The sequence below is a fragment of the Pseudomonas sp. KH_017 genome (genome assembly GCF_057840285.1).
This window is the reverse complement of sequence record NZ_CM174509.1, coordinates 6,274,998-6,297,336: the sequence shown is the minus strand read 5'-3', so window position 1 is coordinate 6,297,336 and position 22,339 is coordinate 6,274,998. Positions and strand designations below refer to the sequence as shown.

Here is a 22,339-nt window from a genome sequence, read left to right as displayed (position 1 = left end):
CAGTCTGTAACACCCAAGCCGCCAAACCGTCATCCCCCGAGCCTATCTTGAAACTCCCGTACTCGCCTTGGGAGACTCGAAATGGCCATGCCCTACGAAGAACGCAACAGCGCTGTCAAAACCCGTCGTCAGCAAGAAGATCAGCGCCGCATGGAATTCCGCCGCGCCATCGAAGATCGCTGCGAACGCCGTCAGCTTCTGGCCGAAATTGGCGATTTTCCGGAGTTGGAACTCAACTTCTGGCAGGCATCTCCCTCGGCGTCCCGTCGAAACGCTCAACCAGCGCGCTGATCTGAATCCGTTCGCTACGGATAAACGCCAGGAAGGCGTGAGCAACCGGTGACAGGCGTTTCGCCTTGGCCTGCACCAGGCACCAACTGCGAAACAGTGGCAGCTCTTCGACCGGTAGCTCGATCAGTCCACCGGTTGCCAGTTCAAGGCTCAGGGCGTGGCGCGTCAACAGCGCAACGCCCAGGCCTGCCAGTACGCATTCTCGCTGAGCTTCGGCAGACGAGACCTCCTGGGTCTGGTTGAAGTGCACGCGCTTCTCTTTGAAGTATTCTTCGCACGCCAGCCGCGTCCCTGAGCCTGGCTCGCGCAGCAGCAGTGTGTAGGGCTCGAGATCCTGCAGGCGCAGCGGCCCCATATGACACAGCGGGTGATCCGGTGGCGCCACGGCGACGATCGGGTTGTTCAGGAACGGCAGGAATTCCAGGCCCATGTCCTGAGGCACCATGGACATGATCACCAGGTCATCGCGGTTATCCGACAGACGCCGAATGACCTGGCCGCGATTGACCACCGTCAGTTGCAGGTTCACTTCCGGGTGCTGGCGTTTGAACGCGGCAAACAGATGCGGCACGAAGTATTTGGCGCTGGATTCGATCGCCAGCTTCAGTTGCCCCTGCAACGAGCCCTGCATGTCCGACAGTTGCATGTCGAGGTTTTCCAGGCGCCCGAAAATATCCCGACTGGCCCGCTGTAACGCTTCAGCCGCTTCGGTCATGTAGAGTTTTTTGCCGACGTAATCGAACAAAGGCTGGCCAATCAGCTCTTCAAGTTGACGAATCTGTAGGCTGACGGCAGGTTGTGTGAGCGACATTTCCTCGGCCGCGCGGCTGTAGGACCGTAAATCACAGACCTCGTTGAAGATCTGCAATTGCCGCAAAGTCATACGCATCAATGACTTACGCATTATATGGTCGCTCTCGTCGCTGGCTGGTGAATCAACTATAAGTCTTTACTTATGCGTGACCCAATAATTATTCATTTTTGTTAATCCCTTGTGGGCGCTAGTGTGGACCTGCGACCAAATTGAAACATTTGGTCACTCGTCGACCTGGTCTAGCAGGTCGTGGGTACCACCGGCTCAAGGGAAACTCCAAGTGATAACAAAGATCCTGATCGCCAACCGTGGTGAGATTGCCGTACGAATCGTACGTGCCTGCGCCGAAATGGGCATTCGCTCGGTCGCGATCTACTCCGATGCCGACCGTCATGCCTTGCATGTGAAGCGTGCGGACGAGGCCCACAGTATTGGTGCCGAGCCGCTGGCCGGTTACCTGAACCCGCGCAAGCTGGTGAACCTGGCTGTGGAAACCGGTTGCGATGCACTGCACCCCGGCTATGGCTTCCTTTCGGAAAACGCCGAGCTGGCGGAGATCTGCGCCGAACGCGGGATCAAGTTCATCGGCCCTTCGGCTGAAGTCATTCGCCGTATGGGCGACAAGACCGAAGCTCGCCGCAGCATGATCAAGGCCGGCGTACCGGTGACCCCGGGCACCGAAGGCAACGTGTCGGGCATCGAAGAAGCCCTGACCGAAGGCGATCGCATCGGTTACCCGGTGATGCTCAAGGCCACGTCCGGTGGTGGCGGCCGCGGCATTCGTCGCTGCAACAGCCGCGAAGAACTCGAACAGGCCTTCCCACGGGTCATTTCCGAAGCCACCAAGGCATTTGGTTCGGCGGAAGTGTTCCTGGAAAAATGCATCGTCAATCCCAAGCACATCGAAGCGCAGATTCTTGGCGACAGCTTCGGCAACGTGGTGCACCTGTTCGAGCGTGACTGTTCGATCCAGCGTCGCAACCAGAAGCTGATCGAGATCGCCCCGAGCCCGCAACTGACCCCGGAACAGCGCGCCTACATCGGCGACCTGTCGGTGCGCGCAGCCAAGGCCGTGGGATACGAGAACGCCGGCACCGTGGAGTTCCTGCTCGCCGAGGGCGAGGTGTACTTCATGGAGATGAACACCCGGGTGCAGGTGGAACACACCATCACCGAAGAAATCACCGGTATCGACATTGTCCGTGAGCAGATTCGCATCGCCTCCGGCCTGCCGCTTTCGGTGAAACAGGAAGACATCCAGCACCGCGGTTTCGCCCTGCAATTCCGGATCAACGCCGAAGACCCGAAGAACAACTTCCTGCCGAGCTTCGGCAAGATCACCCGTTACTACGCTCCCGGCGGCCCTGGCGTGCGGACCGACACGGCGATCTACACCGGCTACACCATCCCGCCGTACTACGACTCCATGTGCCTGAAACTGGTGGTGTGGGCGCTGACCTGGGAAGAGGCAATGGACCGTGGCCTGCGCGCACTCGACGATATGCGCCTGCAAGGGGTCAAGACCACCGCTGCGTACTACCAGGAAATCCTGCGTAACCCGGAATTCCGTAGCGGCCAGTTCAACACCAGCTTCGTTGAAAGCCACCCTGAACTGACCAACTACTCGATCAAGCGCAAACCCGAAGAGCTGGCCCTGGCCATCGCCGCCGCCATCGCCGCCCACGCAGGCCTGTGAGGAATAGAACAATGAGCAAGAAGATTCATGTAACCGACACCATCCTGCGCGACGCTCACCAATCGCTGCTCGCGACCCGCATGCGCACCGAAGACATGTTGCCGATCTGCGACAAGCTCGACAAAGTCGGCTACTGGTCGCTGGAGTGTTGGGGTGGCGCGACGTTCGACGCCTGCGTACGTTTCCTGAAAGAAGATCCGTGGGAGCGTCTGCGCCAGTTGCGCGCCGCGCTGCCTAACACCCGCCTGCAAATGCTGTTGCGCGGCCAGAACCTGCTGGGCTACCGCCACTACAGCGATGACGTGGTCAAAGCCTTCGTCGCCAAGGCAGCGGTCAACGGCATCGACGTGTTCCGCATCTTCGACGCCATGAACGACGTGCGTAACCTGCGCGTGGCCATCGAAGCGGTGAAAGCCTCCGGCAAACACGCCCAGGGCACCATCGCCTACACCACCAGCCCGGTGCACACCATCGAGGCCTTCGTGAACCAGGCCAAGCAAATGGAAGCCATGGGTTGCGACTCGGTGGCGATCAAGGACATGGCCGGCCTGCTGACCCCGTACGCCACCGGCGAACTGGTCAAGGCGCTGAAAGCCGAGCAATCGCTGCCAGTGTTCATTCACTCCCACGACACGGCTGGTCTGGCCGCGATGTGCCAAATGAAGGCCATCGAAAACGGTGCCGACCACATCGACACCGCGATCTCCAGTTTCGCCTGGGGCACCAGCCACCCGGGTACCGAGTCGATGGTCGCCGCCCTTAAAGGCAGCGAGTTCGACACCGGCCTGAACCTGGAGCTGCTGCAGGAGATCGGCCTGTACTTCTACGCCGTGCGCAAGAAGTACCACCAGTTCGAAAGTGAATTCACCGCCGTCGACACCCGTGTTCAAGTCAACCAGGTACCGGGCGGGATGATCTCCAACCTGGCCAACCAGTTGAAAGAGCAGGGCGCACTCAATCGCATGAGCGAAGTGCTGGCCGAAATCCCGCGGGTTCGTGAAGACCTCGGCTTCCCGCCGCTGGTGACCCCGACTTCGCAGATCGTCGGCACCCAGGCGTTCTTCAACGTGCTGGCCGGCGAGCGCTACAAGACCATCACCAACGAAGTGAAGCTGTACCTGCAAGGCGGCTACGGCAAGGCGCCGGGCACCGTGAACGAACAACTGCGCCGTCAGGCCATCGGCAGCGAAGAAGTGATCGACGTCCGCCCGGCCGATCTGCTCAAGCCGGAAATGGCCAAGCTGCGTGCCGACATCGGCGCACTGGCCAAGTCTGAAGAAGACGTGCTGACCTTCGCCATGTTCCCGGACATCGGTCGCAAGTTCCTCGAAGAGCGTGCTGCCGGGACTCTGACACCTGAAGTGTTGCTACCGATTCCTGAAGCCGGCGGCGTCGCTTCTGTTGGTGGGGAAGGCGTGCCAACCGAGTTCGTCATCGACGTTCACGGCGAAACCTACCGCGTCGACATCACCGGCGTCGGCGTCAAGGCCGAAGGCAAGCGTCACTTCTACCTGTCCATCGACGGCATGCCGGAAGAAGTGGTGTTCGAGCCACTCAACGAATTCGTCGGCGGCGGCAGCAGCAAGCGCAAGCAAGCCACTGCACCGGGTCACGTCAGCACCACCATGCCGGGCAACATCGTCGACGTGCTGGTCAAGGAGGGCGACACCGTCAAGGCCGGCCAGGCTGTGTTGATCACCGAAGCGATGAAGATGGAAACCGAAGTCCAGGCGGCCATCGCCGGTAAAGTCACCGCCATTCACGTGGCCAAGGGCGACCGGGTGAACCCGGGCGAGATCCTGATCGAGATCGAAGGCTGAGTTAACGGCCGCGATACAACGCTTTATACCTCGGGGGGGCATGTGCTCCCCTTTTTTTCGCCCAGCGTTTGATGGTTAGAAGGTCATCCTCCACCGCGCTGTCGCGCCATGGTTTCGGCTGTCGGTGCCCATCTCGCCATTTATGCCGACGCCCAGCGTGTGCTGCGCCGAAAGCCCCAGCTCCAGACCCGCATCCACCATCAGACTGTCACGATCCAGCGGCGCACCGGAAACGGTGTCTTTACGGCCACCGGTGATCAGCCGTTGGCGGGTTTCTGTGGCGATCTCCCCGTAGGTATGTTTCCAGCTGGCACTGAACCGTGGCGTCAGTTGCATACCGTTATCCAGCGTATTGATCTTCGCCAGTCGCAGGCCAAAAGTGCTGTTGATATTGTTCTGCTCCTGGCCCTCGACCTTTAACGCCGCAGCGCCTCCTTTTTCCGTGTAGCCATCGCGCTGATAACGTTGATAGCCAAGGCCTGCGAATGGTTCGATGTTGATGTTGGCGCGGCCGAGGTTGTATCCGACTTCGGCAAACGTCTGTTGGGTGTTGGCGTCGTACCTGCCTTTGGGGCGGTCACTGAAACCATTGAAGGTCACCTGGCGTTGAGTGCTGCCGTCGTGATTGCTGTAGCTGGCGCCAAGACGCAAAGACATGGCGCCGCTCTGGCGCAGGGCATAAGCCCCCAGATGCCAGCTTTCGAGATCGCCATCGAGGTCACGGCTGTCCAGGCGAGTCTGTGATTTACCCCCCGTCATGCCGATGCGCCATTCTTCGTCAAATGCCCAATCCGCTCCCAGAACCAGACCTTGGGTCGAGTACTTCAAGGCATCGTAGTCGCGATCCAGTGTGCCGCCGTACCCCAATGCCTGTAGCCAGACTCGGCTAGCGCTATTGTCGGCCGCTGTCGGGCGCGAAGCTCTCCTTTGACTGCTGAAGCCTGAGGCACTGTCTGACTGGCGCATCGCCGAGAGCATCGCGGCGCTCACGGAGCTGTCACTGTTCAACGTCGCGTTGGCCAGGTTGGCGATAGTGCCTGCGCCCAGTTGCTCGATGGCGTCAGACGCGTTCTCTGGGCTGGGTGGCGCCGGTTGCTGGGCTGATGCAACGTCAGCGCAACCCAGGACAAGTGCAATCGCCAAGACGAGTTGTTGGGGTCGGTATTTGTGTTGAACAGGCATCGAGTTTGGCCTCTTTGTCAGAAGACCAAACTCTAAAAGGAAGGCTATCGGTACCGATGTCAGGCGGTTCCGGCGGTGGTGCGGGGAGTCTCAGATTGTCATGTAGTAAATGCCTGACTGTTCGACGGAGACAGTTTTTGCCCCATCGAACTGACGTCTTTTCTTACAAGAAGTCGGGACATGGCCAGCTATCGCGATGCCTGGAAGCACTTTACGCGCGACACTCCACCAACCCTTTAACCTGCCCCGAAGCCGTCTGGTTCTCATCACTCAGCCACTTCTCGAACCCGGCGCCAATCGCCGGCCATTCCGAGTCCAGAATCGAGTACCACGCGGTGTCCCGATTTTGCCCTTTGACCACCATGTGCTGGCGGAACACACCCTCGAAACTGAACCCCAGGCGCTCGGCCGCGTATTTGGAGCGGGCGTTGGCGTTGTTGCATTTCCATTCCAGGCGGCGGTAACCCAGGGCAAAGGATTCCTTGGCCAGCAGGTAAACCGCCTCGGTGCTTTTCGGCGAGCGCTGCATCGGGGCGCCGAAGGTGACGTGGCCGATTTCGATGCGGCCCTGGGCCGGGACGATGGACATCAGGCTGAGAATGCCCTGGACCTCGCCGCTGGCGCGGTCGATCACGCTGAAGAAATACGGGTCGCTGCTGGCCGCGTGGTTGTTCAACCAGTCGTTGAAGACGCTGCGCTCCGGGAAGGGGCCGTAAGGCAGGTAGTCCCACAACTTCGGGTCGGCGCCCGGGCCTTGCAGGGCTTTGTACAGACCGTCGCCGTGGCGTGCAGGGTCGAGTTTTTCCAGGCGTATGTAACGCCCTTCGATCAGTTGAGTCGTGGGGGCCGGGGCGCCTTTCCAGTCGGCGAGTGAAATCGACATGCTGTTCTCCTTGAACCTAGATGGCTTTGCGAAACTGGATGAAACCCGGGCGTTCGGCGATGCGCTCGTAGAGCTGGATCGCGGTGGCGTTGGTTTCGTGGGTCAGCCAGTGGACCTTGTTGCAACCGTCGGCCTTGGCCGTGGCGTAGACGAACTCGATCAACTGGCGGCCAACGCCGGTGCCACGGGTTTGCGGGACCACCAGCAAGTCTTGCAGGTAGCAGGAGTTTTCGATGGCCCAGTTCGAACGATGGTAGATGAAATGCACCATGCCCACCGCTTTGCCGTCGGCCCAGGCGAGGGCGGCGTGGGTTGTCTCGTTCGTATCGAGCATGCGCTGCCAGGTGTTTTGGGTGACGGCTTGCGGCAGTTCGGTTTTATAGAAGCGCAGGTAGGCCTGCCACAGCGGCAACCAGGCCGCGTGATCACCGGCGGTGACTTGGCGAATGTCGATTTGACTCATGGTGACTTCCTTAGCGCATCAATTGGGCGAGGGTTTGGTCGTTGACGTCGGGGCTGGCGGCCAGGCCTTCGCGCACACCGGCGATGTCGGCGGGGCTGCGGTTCTGGCTGAGCTTGCGCTTGCCTTCCAGACGGTCGATGGGAATGGCGAAACCGACGATGGCCTTGAGCATGCCGTCGATGTAATCGGCGGGGGCATCGGCTACTGACCACGGTTGGGCGCGGCCAGCTTCATGACGATCGGTGAGGGTGCTGACGATGTCGAGCAGCCGCCCGCCATCGCTGAAGGTTTCGGCTCGGCCATAGGCGTGTACGGCGACGTAGTTCCAGGTTGGCACGACTTTGCCGTGTTCGGCCTTGCTCGGGTAGAAGCCAGGGCTGACGTAGGCGTCGGCACCGGCAAAAATCAGCAGGGCTTCGGCACCGTCGCGCAGGTCTTTCCACTGTGGATTGGCTTTGGCCAGATGTCCGTACAGCGTGCCGTTCGAGCCTTGTTCGCAATGCAGCAGCACCGGTACATGGCTGGCTTGCAGGCCGCTTTCACCGTGGGTCACCAATATGGCGAGACGGGTGGCGAGGATCAGTTCATGCAGTTGGGACAACTCGTCGATGGCAAAAGCACGTGGCGTGTACATGGAGATATTTTCCTTGGCGAATGCCTGCATCCTAGGCAGGCTATTGGTCTGTTGTAAGAGCCATTAATGACCAATTTCATAGGTCCATTGCGATGACTAGCGAACCACTGTCCCTGACCTTCAACCCCGCAGGTATCGAACTTGATCGTCGCCAGGGGCTGAGTCGTCAGCTCTACCAGGCATTGCGCACGCGTGTGTTGGACGGGCGACTGGCCAGCGGTACACGTCTGCCGGCCAGTCGTGATCTGGCAGCAGCGCTGGCGATTTCCCGCAACAGTGTGGTGCGCGCCTACGATCAGCTGTACGCCGAAGGGTTTATCGAAGGGCGGGTCGGCGACGGGACTTATGTCGCGCAATTGCCCCAGGCAACCTTGCCGGCGAAAAAACTATCCACAAAAGTATCCACAGGGTTTTCAACAGGGTTACCCACAGCCTTATCCACAAATTGGCTCGATTTACCTGTGGATCCATCCAGCAAAGTTATCCACAACGACCCGTTGACCCGGGTCAAAAACAACCATTTGGCCAGTCCGCCGAGCGGTCCGCCCCGGGCATTTCGGGTCGGTGTTCCGGCGTTCGATCTGTTTCCATTCGAGGTCTGGGCCAAGCTGAATGCGGCTTTCTGGCGCAAACCGGATTTTCAACAGCTGTGCTACGGCGACCCGGCAGGCGACGCACGCTTGCGCGGGATGATCGCCGCGTATTTGCGCAGTTCGCGGGGCATGCAGTGCACAGCTGAACAAATTCTGATCACCAGTGGCGCGCAGCAGGGAATCAGCCTTTGTGCACAGTTGCTGGTGGAGCCCGGTGACGGGGTGGCGATTGAAAATCCAGGGTATCGGGCAGCAGGTCATGCCTTCGCCGTGGCGGGGGCGCGGTTGCATGGGGTGGCGGTGGACAGCGAGGGCATCAATTGCAGCGAACTGTCAGCACTCGATGATTGTCGGCTGACCTACGTCACGCCGTCACACCAGTATCCCACCGGCGTGGTCATGAGCCTGGCGCGACGCCTGGAGTTGCTGGCCTGGGCCGAGCGCACCCAAGGCTGGATCGTCGAGGATGATTACGATGGCGAGTACCGCTACAGCGGTGCGCCACTGGCGCCTTTGGCGGCACTCGATCGTCACGGAAGGGTGTTGTATGTCGGCACGTTCGGCAAGGTCGCGTTTCCAGCGTTGCGCCTCGGTTATCTGGTGCTGCCGCCGGGGCTGGTGCAGGCCTTTGCGCAGCGACGTGCGGTGGACGTGCGGCACTCCGAAGTCAGCACCCAGGCGGTGATGGCCGAGTTCATGGCGGCCGGGCATTTCCAGCGTCACATCCGGCGTATGCGGCGTGCGGCGCTGAGTTGGCGCAATACCTTGCTCAATGGTTGGCCGCTGGATATTCCAGGCATCGGCAAACTGCCCACCGTCGCTGCGGGACTGCACATGACGGTGCCGGTCGACAGCGTGGCCCGTGAACGCGAACTGATCGAGTTGGCGAGCAGTGTCGATGTCGAGGTCAACGGCTTGAGCAGTTATTGGCTGCCGGAATCCGTGACTCCGATGGATCAACGTGCGGGACTGGTACTGGGCTTTGCCGCCGTACCTGAAAAGGCGATCGAATCCGCATTGGAGCGGTTGCGCAGGGTGTGGAAGGTGCTCTGAAGCGGGCGGCCTGTTCAGTCCAATCGCGAGGGTGCATCAGCGTGCGGTTGGCGGTAAGTAAATTTCGTGGGCAAAAAAGACCTGCGTAAACGCAGGTCTTGTTGACGACGGGAACGAGGCGCGTATCAGGTACCGGACTTGATCTTGGTCCAGGCCCGGGTCCGCGCACGTTCGGCATCGCGCGGCAGCGGTTGCAAGGTGTAGAGCGTGCCCATCGCCGCGTCGGTCGGGTACAGGTTGGGGTTGTTGCGGATCGCCGGGTCGACCAGTTCCGTGGCGTCCTTGTTCGGGTTCGGATAACCCACGAAGTCACTGACCGGTGCAATCACCTGCGGCTGCAGCAGGTAGTTGATGAAGGTGTAGGCGTCTTCGGGGTTTTTCGCCCCCTTCGGAATCGCCAGCATGTCGAACCAGATCGGCGCGCCTTCTTTCGGCAGGCGCATGTCGACGACCACACCGTTCTTGGCTTCCTTGGCGCGGTTGGCGGCTTGCGAGAAGCTGCCGGAATAGCCGACTGCGACACAGATGTCACCGTTGGCAATGTCGGCCATGTACTTGGACGAGTGGAAGTAGGTGATGTACGGACGGATCTTCATCAGCAGTGCTTCAGCCTTGGCGTAGTCCGCAGGCTTTTTACTGTTGGGGTCCAGGCCGAGGTGTTGCAGGGCCAGCGGCAGGATCTCCGAGGGCGAGTCGAGCAGGGCGACGCCGCACTGCTTGAGCTTGCTGATGTTCTCTTCCTTGAAGATCAGGTCCCAGCTGTCTACCGGCGCGTCGGCGCCCAGGACTGCCTTGACCTTGTCCGGGTTGAAGCCGATCAGGATGGTGCCGTACATGTACGGCACGGCGAACTTGTTGCCCGGATCGTTGGCCTCGATCAGCTTCATCAGCTTGGGATCGAGGTGATTCCAGTTCGGCAGCTTGCTACGATCCAGCGGCTGGAACACGCCGGCTTCGATTTGCTTGGCGAGGAATACGTTGGATGGCACCACCACGTCGTAGCCGGAGTTGCCGGTCAGCAGCTTGGCCTCCAGCGCTTCGTTGGTGTCGAAGATGTCGTAGACCAGTTTGGTCTGGGTGTTCTGGGCCTTGAAGTCTTCCAGGGCCTTGGGTGTGATGTAGTCGAACCAGTTGTAGACGCGAAGGGTTCGCTCTTCAGCGTGTGCAGTGCCGCTGAGTAGCGTGGCGCACAGGGCTGGAACAATAAAACGCTTAAGACTTTTCATTCTTCTACTTCCTCATCAAGCGCTTTCAAAACCTTCGAGAACGTTCACGGCATTGATGCCGATTTCTTCCACGGCATAGCCGCCTTCCATGACGAACAGCGTGGGTTTGCCGAGCGCCGCGATGCGCTTGCCCATGGCCAGGTAATCCGGGCTGTCGAGTTTGAATTGCGAGATCGGATCGTCCTTGAAGGTATCGACGCCCAGGGACACCACGATGATGTCGGCGCCGTAGCTTTCGATCTCTTTGCAGGCTTGTTCCAGCGCTGCGTTCCAGGTGTCCCAGCCCGAACCGGCGGCCAACGGATAGTTGAAGTTGAACCCTTCGCCAGCGCCGTCGCCGCGTTCATCTTCATAGCCGAGGAAGAACGGGAACTCGGCTTCCGGGTGGCCATGGATCGAGGTGAACAGCACGTCGTTGCGCTCGTAGAAAATCGACTGGGTGCCGTTGCCGTGGTGGTAGTCGACGTCGAGGATCGCGACCTTTTCATGGCCCTGATCGAGGAACGCCTGGGCGGCGATGGCGGCGTTGTTGAGGTAGCAATAACCGCCCATCAAATCGCTGGCGGCGTGGTGTCCCGGTGGACGGCACAGGGCGAAAGCAGAACGGGCGCCGCGCTGGATTTCCGCTTGGGCGGTGAGCGCGACTTGTGCTGCGCTGTACGCCGCTTGCCAGGTGCCGACGGTGATCGGGGCGCCGCCATCGAAACTGTAATAACCGAGCTCACCATGCAAGCTGGTGGGTTTGATGCGGCGCAGGGTGCGTGCTGGCCAGGTGTAGGGCAGCAGGTCACCGTCGGTGTTGAATTCGGTCCAGCGTGCCCAGGCGCCTTTGAAGAAGTCGAGGTAGTCACGGCTGTGAATACGTGCGATCGGCTCGAGGCCGAAATCCTTTGGCGCTTCGACTGGGCCAAGATTCTGGTTCTGCACGCGTTGCAGCACATGATCGGCGCGCGATGGCATCTCGAAGCACGGCTTGAGCTGGCCGTCGATGAGTTCGCAGCGGCCATGGTGCAGGTGGTGATCGTCAGAGTAGATCGTCAGCATTTGTTGTTCTCCGCAGGGCTGATTCGGTTGCCCCCAGTGTTGCGGCGCACGGCGAATCGGAGAACGGCAGGAAAGGCCAAAAGGGGATCGATATGGCCAAAACATTTGACCGAAATTCGCCCCTTACTCACGGCTGCGTTCCGGGTGAGTGCATGAAAAGCTAAACCTGTGGGAGCGGGCTTGCCCGCGAAAGCGGTGTTCCAGCCAATGGAGATGTATCGGTTGTACCGGCCTCTTCGCGGGCAAGCCCGCTCCCACAGGGTTATCCGTGTGGCCGGAACTGGCTGGGCGCCACACCACTCCAGCGCACAAACGCATGGCGAAAACTTGCGGTCTCGCTGAAGCCCAACGCTTCGGCGATCTGATAGATCGGCAATTGATCCTCGCACAGCATTTGCTTGGCCTGCTCGAAGCGCAGTTCGTCGAGCAGTTCCTGGTAGCTGCAACCCATGTCCTTGAGATGCCGGCGCAAGGTCCGCGCCGAACAGTTCATTTGCTCGGCCAGCCCTTCCAGCCCGGGCGCGGCATTCAGTTGCGCGCTGAGCAATTGGCGGATCCGTCCCAGCCAGGCCTGGCGCCCGGTGAACTCGATGTTCTGTTTGCGGCAGCGTTCGGCCATGGCTTGATGGGTGATGACATCGGCCAGCGGTAGTGGCTGGTCGAGCCAGCGCTTGTCGAAGGCGAAGGCGTTGTTCCGCGCACCGAAGTGCATTGGGCAGTTGAAGTGTTCGGCGTAGGTCGCTTCGTAATCGGGCGCGGCATGTTCGAAGCGTGCGTCGAGCAAGGGCAGGGGATGGCCGAGCAGGTCGTCGCAGGTGACTTTCAGCGACACCAGGCAGAACTCGGCGTTGAACACCGCCATGGCGGGGCTCTCGCGGTAATCGGCGGCGGCGAACCAGATGCGCTCGCCATCGTCTTCAAGGTTCAGTTCGAAAAGTGTTCCCAGCAGCGCCGGATAGCGCATCGCCAGACGCAAAGCGTCACCGAAGGTGGCACTGGTGAGCAGGGCGTAACCGAGCATGCCGTAGCAGGAAACGTGCATCCGCCGGCCCAGTTCCAGGCCGATGTCACGCTTGAGGGCGACGGCGTTGGCGCAGACCTGCATTTCCTGATTGGTGGTGATGCGCGTGTCGGCACGGTTCAGATCCGCCGCACTGATGCCGCTTCCGGCCAGCAGCGCTTCGCTGGACAAGCCTTGTGCCTTGAAGGCATCGAGTACCAGGGAGACCGCGTTGAGCGTGGTGAGGTGGGAGTGGAGCATGAGGACTTCCAGCCTAGGGATGGCTGGAGCGCAGCAAGTTGTATGCCGGGCGAGAGTCCTAATGTGGGAGCGGGCTTGCTCGCGAAGGCGGCGCGTCAGTCAACATTGATGTCGTCTGACCCGCCGCCTTCGCGAGCAAGCCCGCTCCCACAGGGTTATGTGTTGATTCAGCTCAGTTCGCCGCACAGGTCGAGTTCGACGAGCCGACGGACTTCGTCCGTATCAAGCCCGGCCCCCAACAACCCATGCAACTTGCCGAACGCCGCTTCACGGGTCATGCCGCCACCGGACAACACGCCCACACCGCGCAACCGACTGCCGGCTTCATAGACGTCCAGTGCAACGCCGCCTTCGTGGCATTGCGTGACGGCTACCACGACCACGCCGTTGTCCCGCGCACGTGCGAGGCTGGCGAGAAACCCAGGGTTGTCGCTCGGGCCGGTGCCGCTGCCGTAGCACTCCAGCACCAGGCCCTGAATGCCGCTGTCGAGCAAACCATCCAGCACTTCGGCGCCGATGCCGGGAAACAGCGGCAGCACCGCGACGTTCGCCAATTGTTTGGGTTGGTTGTAATTCAGCTGCGACGGAACCGAAGTCGCCTTCACACCGCCGCCTTGACGCTCCAGTCGCTTGAACGGATGACGGCCAAAACTGCGTACCTTGGCGCAACGGGTCGGGTCCAGCAGTTCGCCATGGAAGTACAGATGCACGCCCGGCGCCAGGCCCTGGCCCAGTGCAACCAGTGCGCCGCCGAGGTTTTCCCAGGCGTCGCTGTCAGTCACACCGGCCGGCAGCATCGAGCCGGTGAAGCACACGCGCGCATGCAGGCCGAGCAACTGGAAACTCATCGCGGCCGCGCTGTAGGCCAGGGTGTCGGTGCCATGCAGGATCAACACGCTGTCGCAACCCTGAGCATCCACTGCATCGACCACGGCTTCACGCAACTGCTGCCAATACGTCGGGGTCATGTTGGCGCTGTCGATCAGCGGCGACATTTCACGGAAGCGCCATTGCGGCACCACCAACTCAGGCTGGCTGTGCAGGTAGTCGCGCATTCGCGCTTCGAAGCCGGACGCCGGGGCCAGGCCATGGGCGCTGGCCTGCATACCGATGGTGCCGCCGGTGTAGAGCACCATGACGTGCTGGGCGGCAGGGTAGGTCGAGGAATTCATGGAGGTTCTCCGAAGCGATGACTGCCATTGTGGGAGCGGGCTTGCTCGCGAAGGCGGACGATCAGTCAACACCTGTGTTGAATGTGCTGACGCCTTCGCGAGCAAGCCCGCTCCCACAATGGATTTGCGCACTCTAGCTGACGGGCGCAAGGGATGCGCCCGTTTTTTACCGATCAGCGTTGCGCTGCGGGTACACCTTGCGGCTCAACTTCAGTCTTGCCGACAGCGGCAGGCGGATTGGCCGGCCACGCCTGGCGATCGAGGTCCAGGTCCGGGAACTTGGCGGAGTCGAACACCGGGGTCTTGATCCCGGCGGCGCGCTGGTCATCGTAGTCACGCAGGATGCGCATGCCGACCTTGAACAGCAGGAACAGCGCGATCAGGTTGACGAACGCGAGCATGGTCATGGTGATGTCGGCGAAGGCAAATACGGTGCCGAGGTTTTCGATGGCGCCCCAGAAAATCAGCACCAGTACCAGCGCGCGATAGCCCATCAGCGCCTTGCGGTTTTCACCGATCAAAAAGCGCAGGTTGTTCTCGCCCAGGTAGTAGTTGTAGAGGATCGAGGTGAACACGAACAACGCCAGGGCCACGGAGATGAACATCCGGCCCCAGTCACCGACCACGGCGGCCAGCGAGTTCTGGGTCAGGGCAATGCCGTCGCCTTCGAAGCCCGGGGTGTAGAAGCCGGAGAGCAGGATCAGCAGCGCGGTGCAGGTGCAGATCACGAAGGTATCGAGGAACACGCTGAACGCCTGGACCACGCCTTGTGCCACCGGGTGCTCGACCGCCGCAACAGCCGCCACGTTCGGCGCACTGCCCAGGCCTGCTTCGTTGGCGAACACGCCACGCTTCACGCCCATGACAATGGCGCTGCCGATCAGGCCGCCGAAGGCCTGGTCCAGACCGAAGGCGCTCTTGACGATGGTCATCAGCATGCCCGGCACCTGGTCGAACTGCAGCACGATCACGTAGATGGTCACGCCGATGTACACCAGGGTTTTCACCGGCACCAACAGGTCGGCAACCTTGGCGATGCGCTTGATCCCACCGATGAACACCAGGCCCAGCAGCACAGCCAGACCGATGCCGGTGTAAGTGGTGTCGAGGCCGAACGCGTTGTTCAACGAGTGCGTCACGGCGTGGGCTTGCAGGCCGTTGAAGGCGAACCCGAAAGTCACCAGCAACAGGAACGCCATCAGCATGCCCAACCAGCGTTTTTGCAAACCATGCTGGATGTAATAGGACGGACCGCCACGGAACTGGCCTTCGGAATCGCAGCGCTTGTAGAGCTGGCCGAGGGAGCATTCGAAGAAGCTGCTGGACATGCCGACCAGCGCGGTCACCCACATCCAGAACACGGCACCGGGGCCACCGAGGGTCACGGCAATGCCGACACCGGCGATGTTGCCCGCACCGACGCGGCCGGCGAGGCTGAGCATCAGGGCCTGGAACGAACTGAGTTGCCCGGCGCTGCTTTTGAGGCTGTCGCGGAACACCGCGAACATGTGGAAGAAGTGACGCAATTGAACGAAACGCGAGCGGATCGTGAAGTAGCTACCGAGCCCGACAATGAGCACGATCAGTACTTTCCCTGAGAGGAAGTCGTTAATGACTTCGAGCATGGATTATTCCTCGCTGTTTTTTGTGTAGGCAACAATGCTGGCCGGGCAGACACATCGAGTTACACCCGTTGGCGCACGGCACAATGGGCGGTTCGAAGTTCGTCCCGGTTTCATATCGCGGGTTTGTTATTAGTTCGGGTTTCGCATGGGTTGTGGCCTCGCTACCGACGACCGCTCATGCGAAGAGGGGCGGCACTATACCGATGACAGTGCCGTCCGTCTGCACGATTGTGGTGCGTTCGGTGAAGCGAAGCCTTTGAAGCACCCGACGTTACCGGCGCCGGGCTTATGTGGAGATTGCTTTTCTGTGGGAGCGGGCTTGCTCGCGAAGGCGGTGTATCAGACACGGCATTGTTGAATGTGCCGTCGTCTTCGCGAGCAAGCCCGCACCCACATTGGTCAGTCCCCAGACATACGGTTCTCAGGAGCAAACGGTTAAAAAAAAGGGCCTGGGGACTAAATCCCCAAGCCCTCAAAAGGTGAGAGGTGTCTAGTCCCTCGACCTGGTGAGCGGTGCTACAGATAACGCGTCGGGTTATGCCTTCAGAGGCACCAGACGCGGAGCAATCATGTTTTCCGGGCGCAGGATGTCGGCGAGCATGGCTTCGTCGAGCAAACCTTCTTCGCGCACCAGTTCCAGCACGCCGCGGCCGCTTTCAAGGGCGAGGCCGGCGATGCGGGTGGCATTTTTGTAGCCGATGTACGGGTTCAGTGCGGTGACCAGGCCGATCGAGTGCTCGACCAGTTCACGGCAACGTGCTTCGTTGGCGGTGATGCCGACGATGCAGTGCTCGCGCAGCATGTCCATGGCGCGTTGCAGCAGGCGGATCGAGTCGAAGATCTTGAAGGCGATCAGTGGCTCCATCACGTTCAGTTGCAGCTGGCCGCCTTCGGCCGCGATGGTCAGGGCCAGGTCGTTACCGATGATCTGGAACGCCACCTGGTTGACCGCTTCCGGAATAACCGGGTTGACCTTGCCTGGCATGATCGAACTGCCTGGCTGACGTGCCGGCAGGTTGATCTCGTTGATGCCGGTGCGTGGGCCGCTGGACAGCAGGCGCAGGTCGTTGCAGATCTTCGACAGCTTGACCGCGGTACGCTTGAGCATGCCGGAGAACAGCACGAAGGCGCCCATGTCGGAGGTGGCTTCGATCAGGTCGGCGGCCGGTACCAGCGGTTGACCGCTGATCACTGCCAGGCGCTGAACGGCCAGGAGCTGGTAACGCGGATCGGCGTTGATGCCGGTACCGATCGCGGTGCCGCCCAGGTTCACTTCGGTCAGCAGTTCCGGGGCCAGCGTCTTCAGACGGGCCAGGTCTTCGCCCATGGTGGTGGCGAAAGCGCGGAATTCCTGACCCAGGGTCATCGGCACGGCGTCTTGTAGTTGGGTACGACCCATCTTTAGGACGTGGTTGAATTCCTGGCCCTTGGCCGCGAATGCCTGAATCAGGCTGTCGAGGCTGGCGAGCAGGGCGTCGTGACCCAGCAGCAGACCCAGACGGATCGCCGTCGGGTAGGCGTCGTTGGTCGACTGCGCCATGTTCACGTCATCGTTCGGGTGCAGGTACTGGTACTCGCCTTTCTGGTGACCCATGGCCTCCAGTGCGATGTTGGCGATGACTTCGTTGGCATTCATGTTGGTCGAAGTGCCAGCGCCGCCTTGAATCATGTCCACCACGAACTCTTCGTGGAAGTCGCCGCGGATCAAACGTGCGCAGGCTTCGCTGATGGCAGCGTGCTTGGCTTCGCTCAGGTGACCCAGCTCACGGTTGGCGTCAGCAGCGGCCTGTTTAACCATGGCCAGGCCGACAACCAGTTTCGGGTAGTGCGAAATCGGAACGCCCGAAAGGCGGAAGTTATTCACCGCTCGCAGGGTCTGGATACCGTAATACGCTTGAGCCGGTACTTCGAGGGCGCCAAGCAGGTCATTTTCTGTGCGGAATGATGCAGCGGAGGACATGATAGAAATCATCTCAATATGGACCCGGTCTGTGCCGGAACGCTGCGAATGCTAGGCCTGTGGAGAATTTTGGGCCAATGCTGTTAAACACTAGGCTATGCATATTCGGCATAATGCCCGTGTGACGCCGGCTTGACGGCGAACGTGTGACCTAAATTGGTGCGTGTCCGGGAGGACGTGATGAATCTGGAAAGCAAATGGCTGGAGGACTTCAGTGCCCTGGCCGCCACCCGCAGTTTCTCCCAGGCCGCCGAGCGGCGTTTCGTGACTCAGCCGGCGTTCAGCCGGCGAATCCGCAGCCTGGAGGCGGCGCTGGGGCTGACCCTGGTCAACCGTTCGCGCACGCCGGTGGAACTGACAGCGGCAGGGCAATTGTTTCTGGTCACCGCACGCACCGTGGTCGAACAGTTGGGCGAAGTGCTGCGCCATCTGCATCACCTGGAAGGCGGGCAGGGCGAAGTGATGCAGGTCGCTGCCGCGCACTCCCTGGCGCTCGGTTTCTTTCCGCGCTGGATCGCGCAGTTGCGCAACGAAGGCCTGAACATCGCCACGCGGCTGGTGGCGACCAACGTCGGCGATGCCGTGCATGCCTTGCGCGAAGGCGGCTGCGATCTGATGCTGGCGTTCTACGACCCGGACGCCGCCATGCAGATGGACCCGGAAATCTTCCCCTCGCTGCACCTTGGCCACACCGAGATGCTGCCGGTGTGTGCCGCCGACGCCGACGGCAAACCACTGTTCGATCTGGAAGGCGAAGGCAGCGTGCCGCTACTGGCGTACAGCGCCGGTGCGTTTCTCGGCCGTTCGGTGAACATGCTGCTGCGTCAACGGGCGCTACGCTTCACCACCATCTACGAAACCGCCATGGCCGACAGCCTGAAAAGCATGGCCCTTGAAGGCCTGGGCATCGCCTGGGTGCCGCAACTGAGCGTGCGCGCCGAGCTGGCGCGGGGTGAGCTGGTGGTCTGTGGTGGGCCGCAATGGCATGTGCCGCTGGAGATTCGTCTGTACCGCTGTGCGCTGGTACGCAAGGCGAACGTGCGGTTGTTGTGGCGCAAGCTTGAGGGTGGGGCAGCGGGCTCAAGTAGCTGAAGGAGAGTAAAGAGTGAAAGCCATTTCTGTTTTCACTCTTTGCCGCCGCGTGATTCAAAGCGTTTCAAGCGTACTCTTCGAGATAATTACGGATGTTTTCCCTGTTTTTGTCGCTGAAGCGCTTGGCGTCTCCCCTGAGCGCGGAAAAACCTGTACCCGGCGCCATGATGGTTTCGTCCCACCAGCCGTTGTAATAAACCTCATAGTCCTCATGTGTTGCACCGAACATGTGACCCACTTCATGGGCTGGAGACTGGTTGCTGCGAATAGATGAAATTGCACAATACCCCTTGGGACTGGCAATCCCGGCAGTAGAACTGTTGAGGTTGTCGCGTGTCAGCAGAAGGAACTTTCGAGTGTGATCGTCGTAGCTGCCGGAGGTGTAGGTCATTTTTTGTTCCTCGACTTTTAGATACCAGTCATGAAGCGCTTGTTCAGGCGTATCAATTTTATAAGAGTGGTCACTAAGCGTCGGCGCATCTGAGGGCGTTATGAAGATGATCGCAAATGGCCGTCCGGATAGTGCCTCGAACTCATCTGATAGCCAGTTGAAGTGGTTCTCAAAAAGTTCGCCAGTCTTGTAGTCAGAAAGGTCTTTGTGCATGAAAACAAGTAGCATTAATGGGCGTGGCATTGAAAAACTCCAAGTATTTTTCTGTAGTTGATATTCCGAAGATGGTTTGGCCGCCGGTTCAGTGACTATGAGTTGTGCGAAAAATTATCAGGCTCAATCGACTTGGTCGTAGTAAGTCTATGTAGAGTTTGTCTTCGTTGTGGTTCTTCCGATCTTCGTGACTACGTCGATAGCCTGTTTTGAAATTTATGCTTTCACTGAGTGCCAAGCCTTTCAATCGAAGGGGCGGCGGCTTGATATGTCAATGCGGATCTATTCGTGGTCAGGCGGGCGGTATCAGTCGTAATTTGCCAAGTAATTTTTTATGTTTTGTCGGTTGGCTGGGCTGAAGGTGTAGCAGTTTGACTTTAAAACGTCTCCTTGTGGTCTCATGTAGGTATCGCACCACCAACCGTTGTACTGAGTTTCTGCGTCCTCATGTTTAGCACCCAGTAAATGGCCTATTTCATGGCCGACATTCACATAAGTGGAGAGCGATGAGATTGCAACTGTTCCTGAGTGGAGCGGGGGAACAGTGCGTGCAATACCTGCGACTTTAGCGTTTAGCGTGTCGTTGGTGATCAATATAATTTTTGTCAGAAGGTTTGTTTGAACTCCTTTTGCCCTCATCTCATCTAAAAAGTTGAATGCCATGTTTTCCCAGAGACTTAGGGTGAGGCTCTCATTTTCCCCTTTGTAGGGGAAGTCACTATAGGGCTTGCGTTCGCTTGAGATGATACGGACTCTTCTTTCAGTGAAACTTTCTAACTCGGTTACGAATGGATGGAAGTGGTCGTCATACAGCGTGTTCTTTGTTGATTGCGGGACGTCGTTATGAATGATGGCGAAAATAGTGATGCTTTCTTTGGGGTGTTCGATAGTTGAGTTCATTGTTGATCCACTTAACTGTCATTGAATGTTTGTTGGTTTTGTTTGCCTATGGGTGTAGGTGATATTCAATCTATCGACGATGTACTGTTTTTGCGAGTTGGAGCATATTTCTTTCTATTGCAGAGTGTTGATTATAAAAAGCAGCGTCAGGATTAAAGTTCGTAGCAGTGTCAGGGGGGGGCGTATTTGGGCAGCTAAGCCCTCGTCGCTGAAAGGGCTCCGTTGGCTGACTTGAGAGTCAGTAAATACGCCGCGTTGAGGTGAATGACAGATGGTCGCAACAGGGGCTGTTTATCTGCTTCATTGAGGTATACTGCGCGGCCTTCGGCCGGTTACGACCGGCCATAATTCGTACAATCAAGCCACGCATCCTGCGTGGCTTGTTGTTTTTTGACGCGCCTGCGGGCGCCCAGAGAGAAGAGGCACGACGATGAGTGCACTGGTTGGCGTGATCATGGGCTCCAAGTCCGATTGGTCCACCCTTAGCCACACCGCCGATATGCTGGAAAAGCTCGGCATCCCTTACGAGGTGAAAGTGGTTTCTGCCCACCGCACCCCGGACCTGCTGTTCCAGTACGCTGAAGAAGCCGAGGCGCGTGGCATCGAGGTGATCATCGCCGGTGCCGGTGGCGCGGCGCACTTGCCTGGCATGTGTGCGGCCAAGACCCACCTGCCGGTGCTGGGCGTACCCGTGCAATCGGCAATGCTGTCGGGCGTCGATTCACTGCTTTCCATTGTGCAGATGCCAGCGGGCATTCCGGTTGCCACCCTGGCCATCGGCAAGGCAGGCGCGATCAACGCAGCACTGCTATCGGCGAGTATCCTGGGCGCCAAGCACCCGCAGTTCCACGCGGTGCTGAAAACCTTCCGTGCTGAGCAGACAGACAGCGTCCTGGACAATCCAGACCCACGCATCGCCTGAGGTTGTTGACGATGAAGATCGGTGTAATCGGTGGCGGCCAGTTGGGTCGCATGTTGGCGCTGGCGGGCACTCCGCTGGGCATGAACTTCGCTTTCCTGGACCCGGCGCCGGATGCTTGCGCAGCCGCGTTGGGCGAACACCTGCGAGCCGATTACGGCGATCAGGATCACCTGCGTCAGTTGGCCGATGAAGTCGATCTGGTGACCTTCGAGTTCGAAAGCGTTCCGGCCGAGACCGTGGCTTTCCTGTCGCAATTCGTCCCGGTCTACCCGAGCGCCGAAGCGCTGCGCATCGCCCGCGATCGCTGGTTCGAGAAGAGCATGTTCAAGGACCTGGGGATTCCTACCCCGGCGTTCGCCGACATTCAGTCCCAGGCTGATCTGGACGCTGCCGTGGCTGCCATCGGTCTGCCGGCGGTGCTGAAGACCCGTACTTTGGGTTACGACGGCAAGGGTCAGAAAGTCCTGCGCACTCCCGAAGATGTGGTCGGCACCTTTGCCGAGCTGGGCAGTGTGGCCTGCCTGTTGGAAGGCTTCGTGCCATTCACCGGTGAAGTCTCGCTGATCGCCGTGCGTGCCCGCGACGGTGAAATCCGCTTCTATCCGCTGGTACACAACACCCACGAAAGCGGCATTCTCAAGCTGTCCGTGGCCAGCACCGATCACCCGTTGCAAGCCCTGGCCGAAGACTACTCCAGCCGTGTGCTCAAGCAACTGGATTACGTCGGCGTGATGGCGTTCGAGTTCTTTGAAGTCGACGGTGGCCTCAAGGCCAACGAAATCGCCCCGCGGGTGCACAACTCAGGGCACTGGACTACCGAAGGCGCCGAGTGCAGCCAGTTCGAAAACCACCTGCGGGCCGTCGCCGGCTTACCGCTGGGTTCGACTGCCAAGGTAGGCGAGAGCGCGATGCTCAACTTCATCGGCAAAGTGCCAGAGACCGAGAAGGTCCTGACCATCGCCGATTGCCATCTGCATCACTATGGCAAGGCGTTCAAGGTCGGCCGCAAGGTCGGTCACGCCAACCTTCGTTGTGCAGACCGCGAGACGCTGTCGGCCCAGATCCTCAAGGTTCAAGCACTGATCGCCGAATAGTTTTTATCTG

The 22,339-nt window shown here is 59.8% G+C and carries 19 protein-coding genes and 1 pseudogene; 7 read left to right on the top strand and 13 right to left on the bottom strand.

All coding sequences use genetic code 11. The features are described from left to right. Nucleotides 1-81: 81 nt before the first annotated feature. Nucleotides 82-291: a PA3496 family putative envelope integrity protein gene (locus tag AC3IT6_RS28800; protein ID WP_046038865.1), complete on the top strand. Its 210-nt coding sequence runs from the start codon at nt 82-84 to the stop codon at nt 289-291. Here AC3IT6_RS28800 and AC3IT6_RS28795 read toward each other — a convergent pair. Continuing rightward, the gene (locus tag AC3IT6_RS28795) at nt 233-1,195 is read right to left on the bottom strand and encodes a LysR family transcriptional regulator (protein ID WP_150671917.1); all 963 of its coding nucleotides are present in this window, start codon (nt 1,193-1,195) and stop codon (nt 233-235) included. The genes AC3IT6_RS28800 and AC3IT6_RS28795 overlap by 59 nt on opposite strands. A gap of 190 nt (nt 1,196-1,385) precedes the next feature. On the opposite strand from AC3IT6_RS28795, the gene AC3IT6_RS28790 reads away from it, so the two are divergent. Together AC3IT6_RS28790 and oadA are read left to right on the top strand one after the other, a co-directional pair. Next, nucleotides 1,386-2,801, top strand: coding sequence for an acetyl-CoA carboxylase biotin carboxylase subunit (locus AC3IT6_RS28790; RefSeq protein ID WP_046038868.1), 1,416 nt, complete (start codon nt 1,386-1,388; stop codon nt 2,799-2,801). 11 nt (nt 2,802-2,812) lie between these two features. Then, nucleotides 2,813-4,621, top strand: coding sequence for a sodium-extruding oxaloacetate decarboxylase subunit alpha (gene oadA / locus AC3IT6_RS28785; RefSeq protein WP_223443709.1), 1,809 nt, complete (start codon nt 2,813-2,815; stop codon nt 4,619-4,621). Nucleotides 4,622-4,696: 75 nt separating this feature from the next. Here oadA and AC3IT6_RS28780 read toward each other — a convergent pair. From AC3IT6_RS28780 to AC3IT6_RS28765, 4 genes and pseudogenes are all read right to left on the bottom strand, one after another. Beyond that, a pseudogene (locus AC3IT6_RS28780) lies at nt 4,697-5,695 on the bottom strand (autotransporter outer membrane beta-barrel domain-containing protein); the annotation flags it as partial. Between the two features lie 319 nt (nt 5,696-6,014). After that, on the bottom strand, nt 6,015-6,686 hold the full coding sequence (locus AC3IT6_RS28775; RefSeq protein WP_489353859.1) for a GNAT family N-acetyltransferase: 672 nt from the start codon (nt 6,684-6,686) through the stop codon (nt 6,015-6,017). Nucleotides 6,687-6,702: 16 nt separating this feature from the next. Further along, entirely contained in the window at nt 6,703-7,149 is a 447-nt protein-coding gene (locus AC3IT6_RS28770; protein WP_489353858.1) for a GNAT family N-acetyltransferase, read from the bottom strand. Nucleotides 7,150-7,159: 10 nt separating this feature from the next. Continuing rightward, nucleotides 7,160-7,783, bottom strand: coding sequence for an FMN-binding negative transcriptional regulator (locus tag AC3IT6_RS28765; RefSeq protein WP_150724855.1), 624 nt, complete (start codon nt 7,781-7,783; stop codon nt 7,160-7,162). Nucleotides 7,784-7,875: 92 nt separating this feature from the next. Between AC3IT6_RS28765 and pdxR the strand changes: the two genes are divergently transcribed. Continuing rightward, a complete protein-coding gene (gene pdxR, locus AC3IT6_RS28760; protein ID WP_489353857.1) occupies nt 7,876-9,429 on the top strand; it encodes a MocR-like pyridoxine biosynthesis transcription factor PdxR in 1,554 nt (517 codons plus the stop codon). 125 nt (nt 9,430-9,554) lie between these two features. On the opposite strand, the gene AC3IT6_RS28755 is transcribed toward pdxR, so the two are convergent. From AC3IT6_RS28755 to AC3IT6_RS28730, 6 genes are all read right to left on the bottom strand, one after another. Further along, a complete protein-coding gene (locus AC3IT6_RS28755; RefSeq protein WP_489353856.1) occupies nt 9,555-10,655 on the bottom strand; it encodes a polyamine ABC transporter substrate-binding protein in 1,101 nt (366 codons plus the stop codon). Between the two features lie 15 nt (nt 10,656-10,670). After that, nucleotides 10,671-11,699, bottom strand: a complete 1,029-nt coding sequence (locus AC3IT6_RS28750; protein WP_489353855.1) for a histone deacetylase family protein — start codon at nt 11,697-11,699, stop codon at nt 10,671-10,673. Nucleotides 11,700-11,961: 262 nt separating this feature from the next. Continuing rightward, complete coding sequence (locus tag AC3IT6_RS28745; protein WP_489353854.1) at nt 11,962-12,960, bottom strand: AraC family transcriptional regulator; 999 nt, start codon at nt 12,958-12,960, stop codon at nt 11,962-11,964. Nucleotides 12,961-13,127: 167 nt separating this feature from the next. Next, nucleotides 13,128-14,132 (bottom strand): asparaginase, encoded by a 1,005-nt coding sequence (locus AC3IT6_RS28740; RefSeq protein WP_489353853.1) that lies wholly within the window; start codon nt 14,130-14,132, stop codon nt 13,128-13,130. A gap of 173 nt (nt 14,133-14,305) precedes the next feature. Beyond that, nucleotides 14,306-15,757, bottom strand: coding sequence for an alanine/glycine:cation symporter family protein (locus AC3IT6_RS28735; protein ID WP_489353852.1), 1,452 nt, complete (start codon nt 15,755-15,757; stop codon nt 14,306-14,308). A gap of 535 nt (nt 15,758-16,292) precedes the next feature. Then, nucleotides 16,293-17,717 carry an aspartate ammonia-lyase gene (locus tag AC3IT6_RS28730; RefSeq protein ID WP_223443733.1) on the bottom strand — a complete coding sequence of 475 codons (1,425 nt, stop codon included), beginning with the start codon at nt 17,715-17,717 and terminating at the stop codon, nt 16,293-16,295. A 180-nt stretch (nt 17,718-17,897) separates the two neighbouring features. Here AC3IT6_RS28730 and AC3IT6_RS28725 point away from each other — a divergent pair, with 180 nt between their 5' ends. Beyond that, nucleotides 17,898-18,809 carry a LysR substrate-binding domain-containing protein gene (locus tag AC3IT6_RS28725; RefSeq protein WP_095943430.1) on the top strand — a complete coding sequence of 304 codons (912 nt, stop codon included), beginning with the start codon at nt 17,898-17,900 and terminating at the stop codon, nt 18,807-18,809. Between the two features lie 64 nt (nt 18,810-18,873). Here AC3IT6_RS28725 and AC3IT6_RS28720 read toward each other — a convergent pair whose 3' ends face one another. Continuing rightward, nucleotides 18,874-19,443, bottom strand: coding sequence for a zinc metalloprotease (locus AC3IT6_RS28720; protein WP_489353851.1), 570 nt, complete (start codon nt 19,441-19,443; stop codon nt 18,874-18,876). A gap of 276 nt (nt 19,444-19,719) precedes the next feature. After that, nucleotides 19,720-20,313, bottom strand: a complete 594-nt coding sequence (locus AC3IT6_RS28715) for a zinc metalloprotease (protein ID WP_489353850.1) — start codon at nt 20,311-20,313, stop codon at nt 19,720-19,722. Between the two features lie 430 nt (nt 20,314-20,743). On the opposite strand from AC3IT6_RS28715, the gene purE reads away from it, so the two are divergent. Next, the gene (gene purE, locus AC3IT6_RS28710; protein ID WP_046038893.1) at nt 20,744-21,235 is read left to right on the top strand and encodes a 5-(carboxyamino)imidazole ribonucleotide mutase; all 492 of its coding nucleotides are present in this window, start codon (nt 20,744-20,746) and stop codon (nt 21,233-21,235) included. Between the two features lie 11 nt (nt 21,236-21,246). After that, nucleotides 21,247-22,329 (top strand): 5-(carboxyamino)imidazole ribonucleotide synthase, encoded by a 1,083-nt coding sequence (locus tag AC3IT6_RS28705; protein ID WP_489353849.1) that lies wholly within the window; start codon nt 21,247-21,249, stop codon nt 22,327-22,329. Nucleotides 22,330-22,339 lie beyond the last annotated feature (10 nt).

Bases quoted from the DNA above. Each gene is read 5' to 3' on its own strand.
- AC3IT6_RS28720 (WP_489353851.1), bottom strand. From the start codon at position 19,443: ATGCCACGCCCATTAATGCTACTTGTTTTCATGCACAAAGACCTTTCT.
- AC3IT6_RS28705 (WP_489353849.1), top strand. From the start codon at position 21,247: ATGAAGATCGGTGTAATCGGTGGCGGCCAGTTGGGTCGCATGTTGGCG.
- AC3IT6_RS28795 (WP_150671917.1), bottom strand. From the start codon at position 1,195: ATGCGTAAGTCATTGATGCGTATGACTTTGCGGCAATTGCAGATCTTC.
- AC3IT6_RS28775 (WP_489353859.1), bottom strand. From the start codon at position 6,686: ATGTCGATTTCACTCGCCGACTGGAAAGGCGCCCCGGCCCCCACGACT.
- AC3IT6_RS28745 (WP_489353854.1), bottom strand. From the start codon at position 12,960: ATGCTCCACTCCCACCTCACCACGCTCAACGCGGTCTCCCTGGTACTC.
- AC3IT6_RS28755 (WP_489353856.1), bottom strand. From the start codon at position 10,655: ATGAAAAGTCTTAAGCGTTTTATTGTTCCAGCCCTGTGCGCCACGCTA.
- AC3IT6_RS28770 (WP_489353858.1), bottom strand. From the start codon at position 7,149: ATGAGTCAAATCGACATTCGCCAAGTCACCGCCGGTGATCACGCGGCC.
- pdxR (WP_489353857.1), top strand. From the start codon at position 7,876: ATGACTAGCGAACCACTGTCCCTGACCTTCAACCCCGCAGGTATCGAA.
- purE (WP_046038893.1), top strand. From the start codon at position 20,744: ATGAGTGCACTGGTTGGCGTGATCATGGGCTCCAAGTCCGATTGGTCC.
- AC3IT6_RS28750 (WP_489353855.1), bottom strand. From the start codon at position 11,699: ATGCTGACGATCTACTCTGACGATCACCACCTGCACCATGGCCGCTGC.
- AC3IT6_RS28715 (WP_489353850.1), bottom strand. From the start codon at position 20,313: ATGAACTCAACTATCGAACACCCCAAAGAAAGCATCACTATTTTCGCC.
- AC3IT6_RS28740 (WP_489353853.1), bottom strand. From the start codon at position 14,132: ATGAATTCCTCGACCTACCCTGCCGCCCAGCACGTCATGGTGCTCTAC.
- oadA (WP_223443709.1), top strand. From the start codon at position 2,813: ATGAGCAAGAAGATTCATGTAACCGACACCATCCTGCGCGACGCTCAC.
- AC3IT6_RS28800 (WP_046038865.1), top strand. From the start codon at position 82: ATGGCCATGCCCTACGAAGAACGCAACAGCGCTGTCAAAACCCGTCGT.
- AC3IT6_RS28765 (WP_150724855.1), bottom strand. From the start codon at position 7,783: ATGTACACGCCACGTGCTTTTGCCATCGACGAGTTGTCCCAACTGCAT.
- AC3IT6_RS28730 (WP_223443733.1), bottom strand. From the start codon at position 17,717: ATGTCCTCCGCTGCATCATTCCGCACAGAAAATGACCTGCTTGGCGCC.
- AC3IT6_RS28725 (WP_095943430.1), top strand. From the start codon at position 17,898: ATGAATCTGGAAAGCAAATGGCTGGAGGACTTCAGTGCCCTGGCCGCC.
- AC3IT6_RS28735 (WP_489353852.1), bottom strand. From the start codon at position 15,757: ATGCTCGAAGTCATTAACGACTTCCTCTCAGGGAAAGTACTGATCGTG.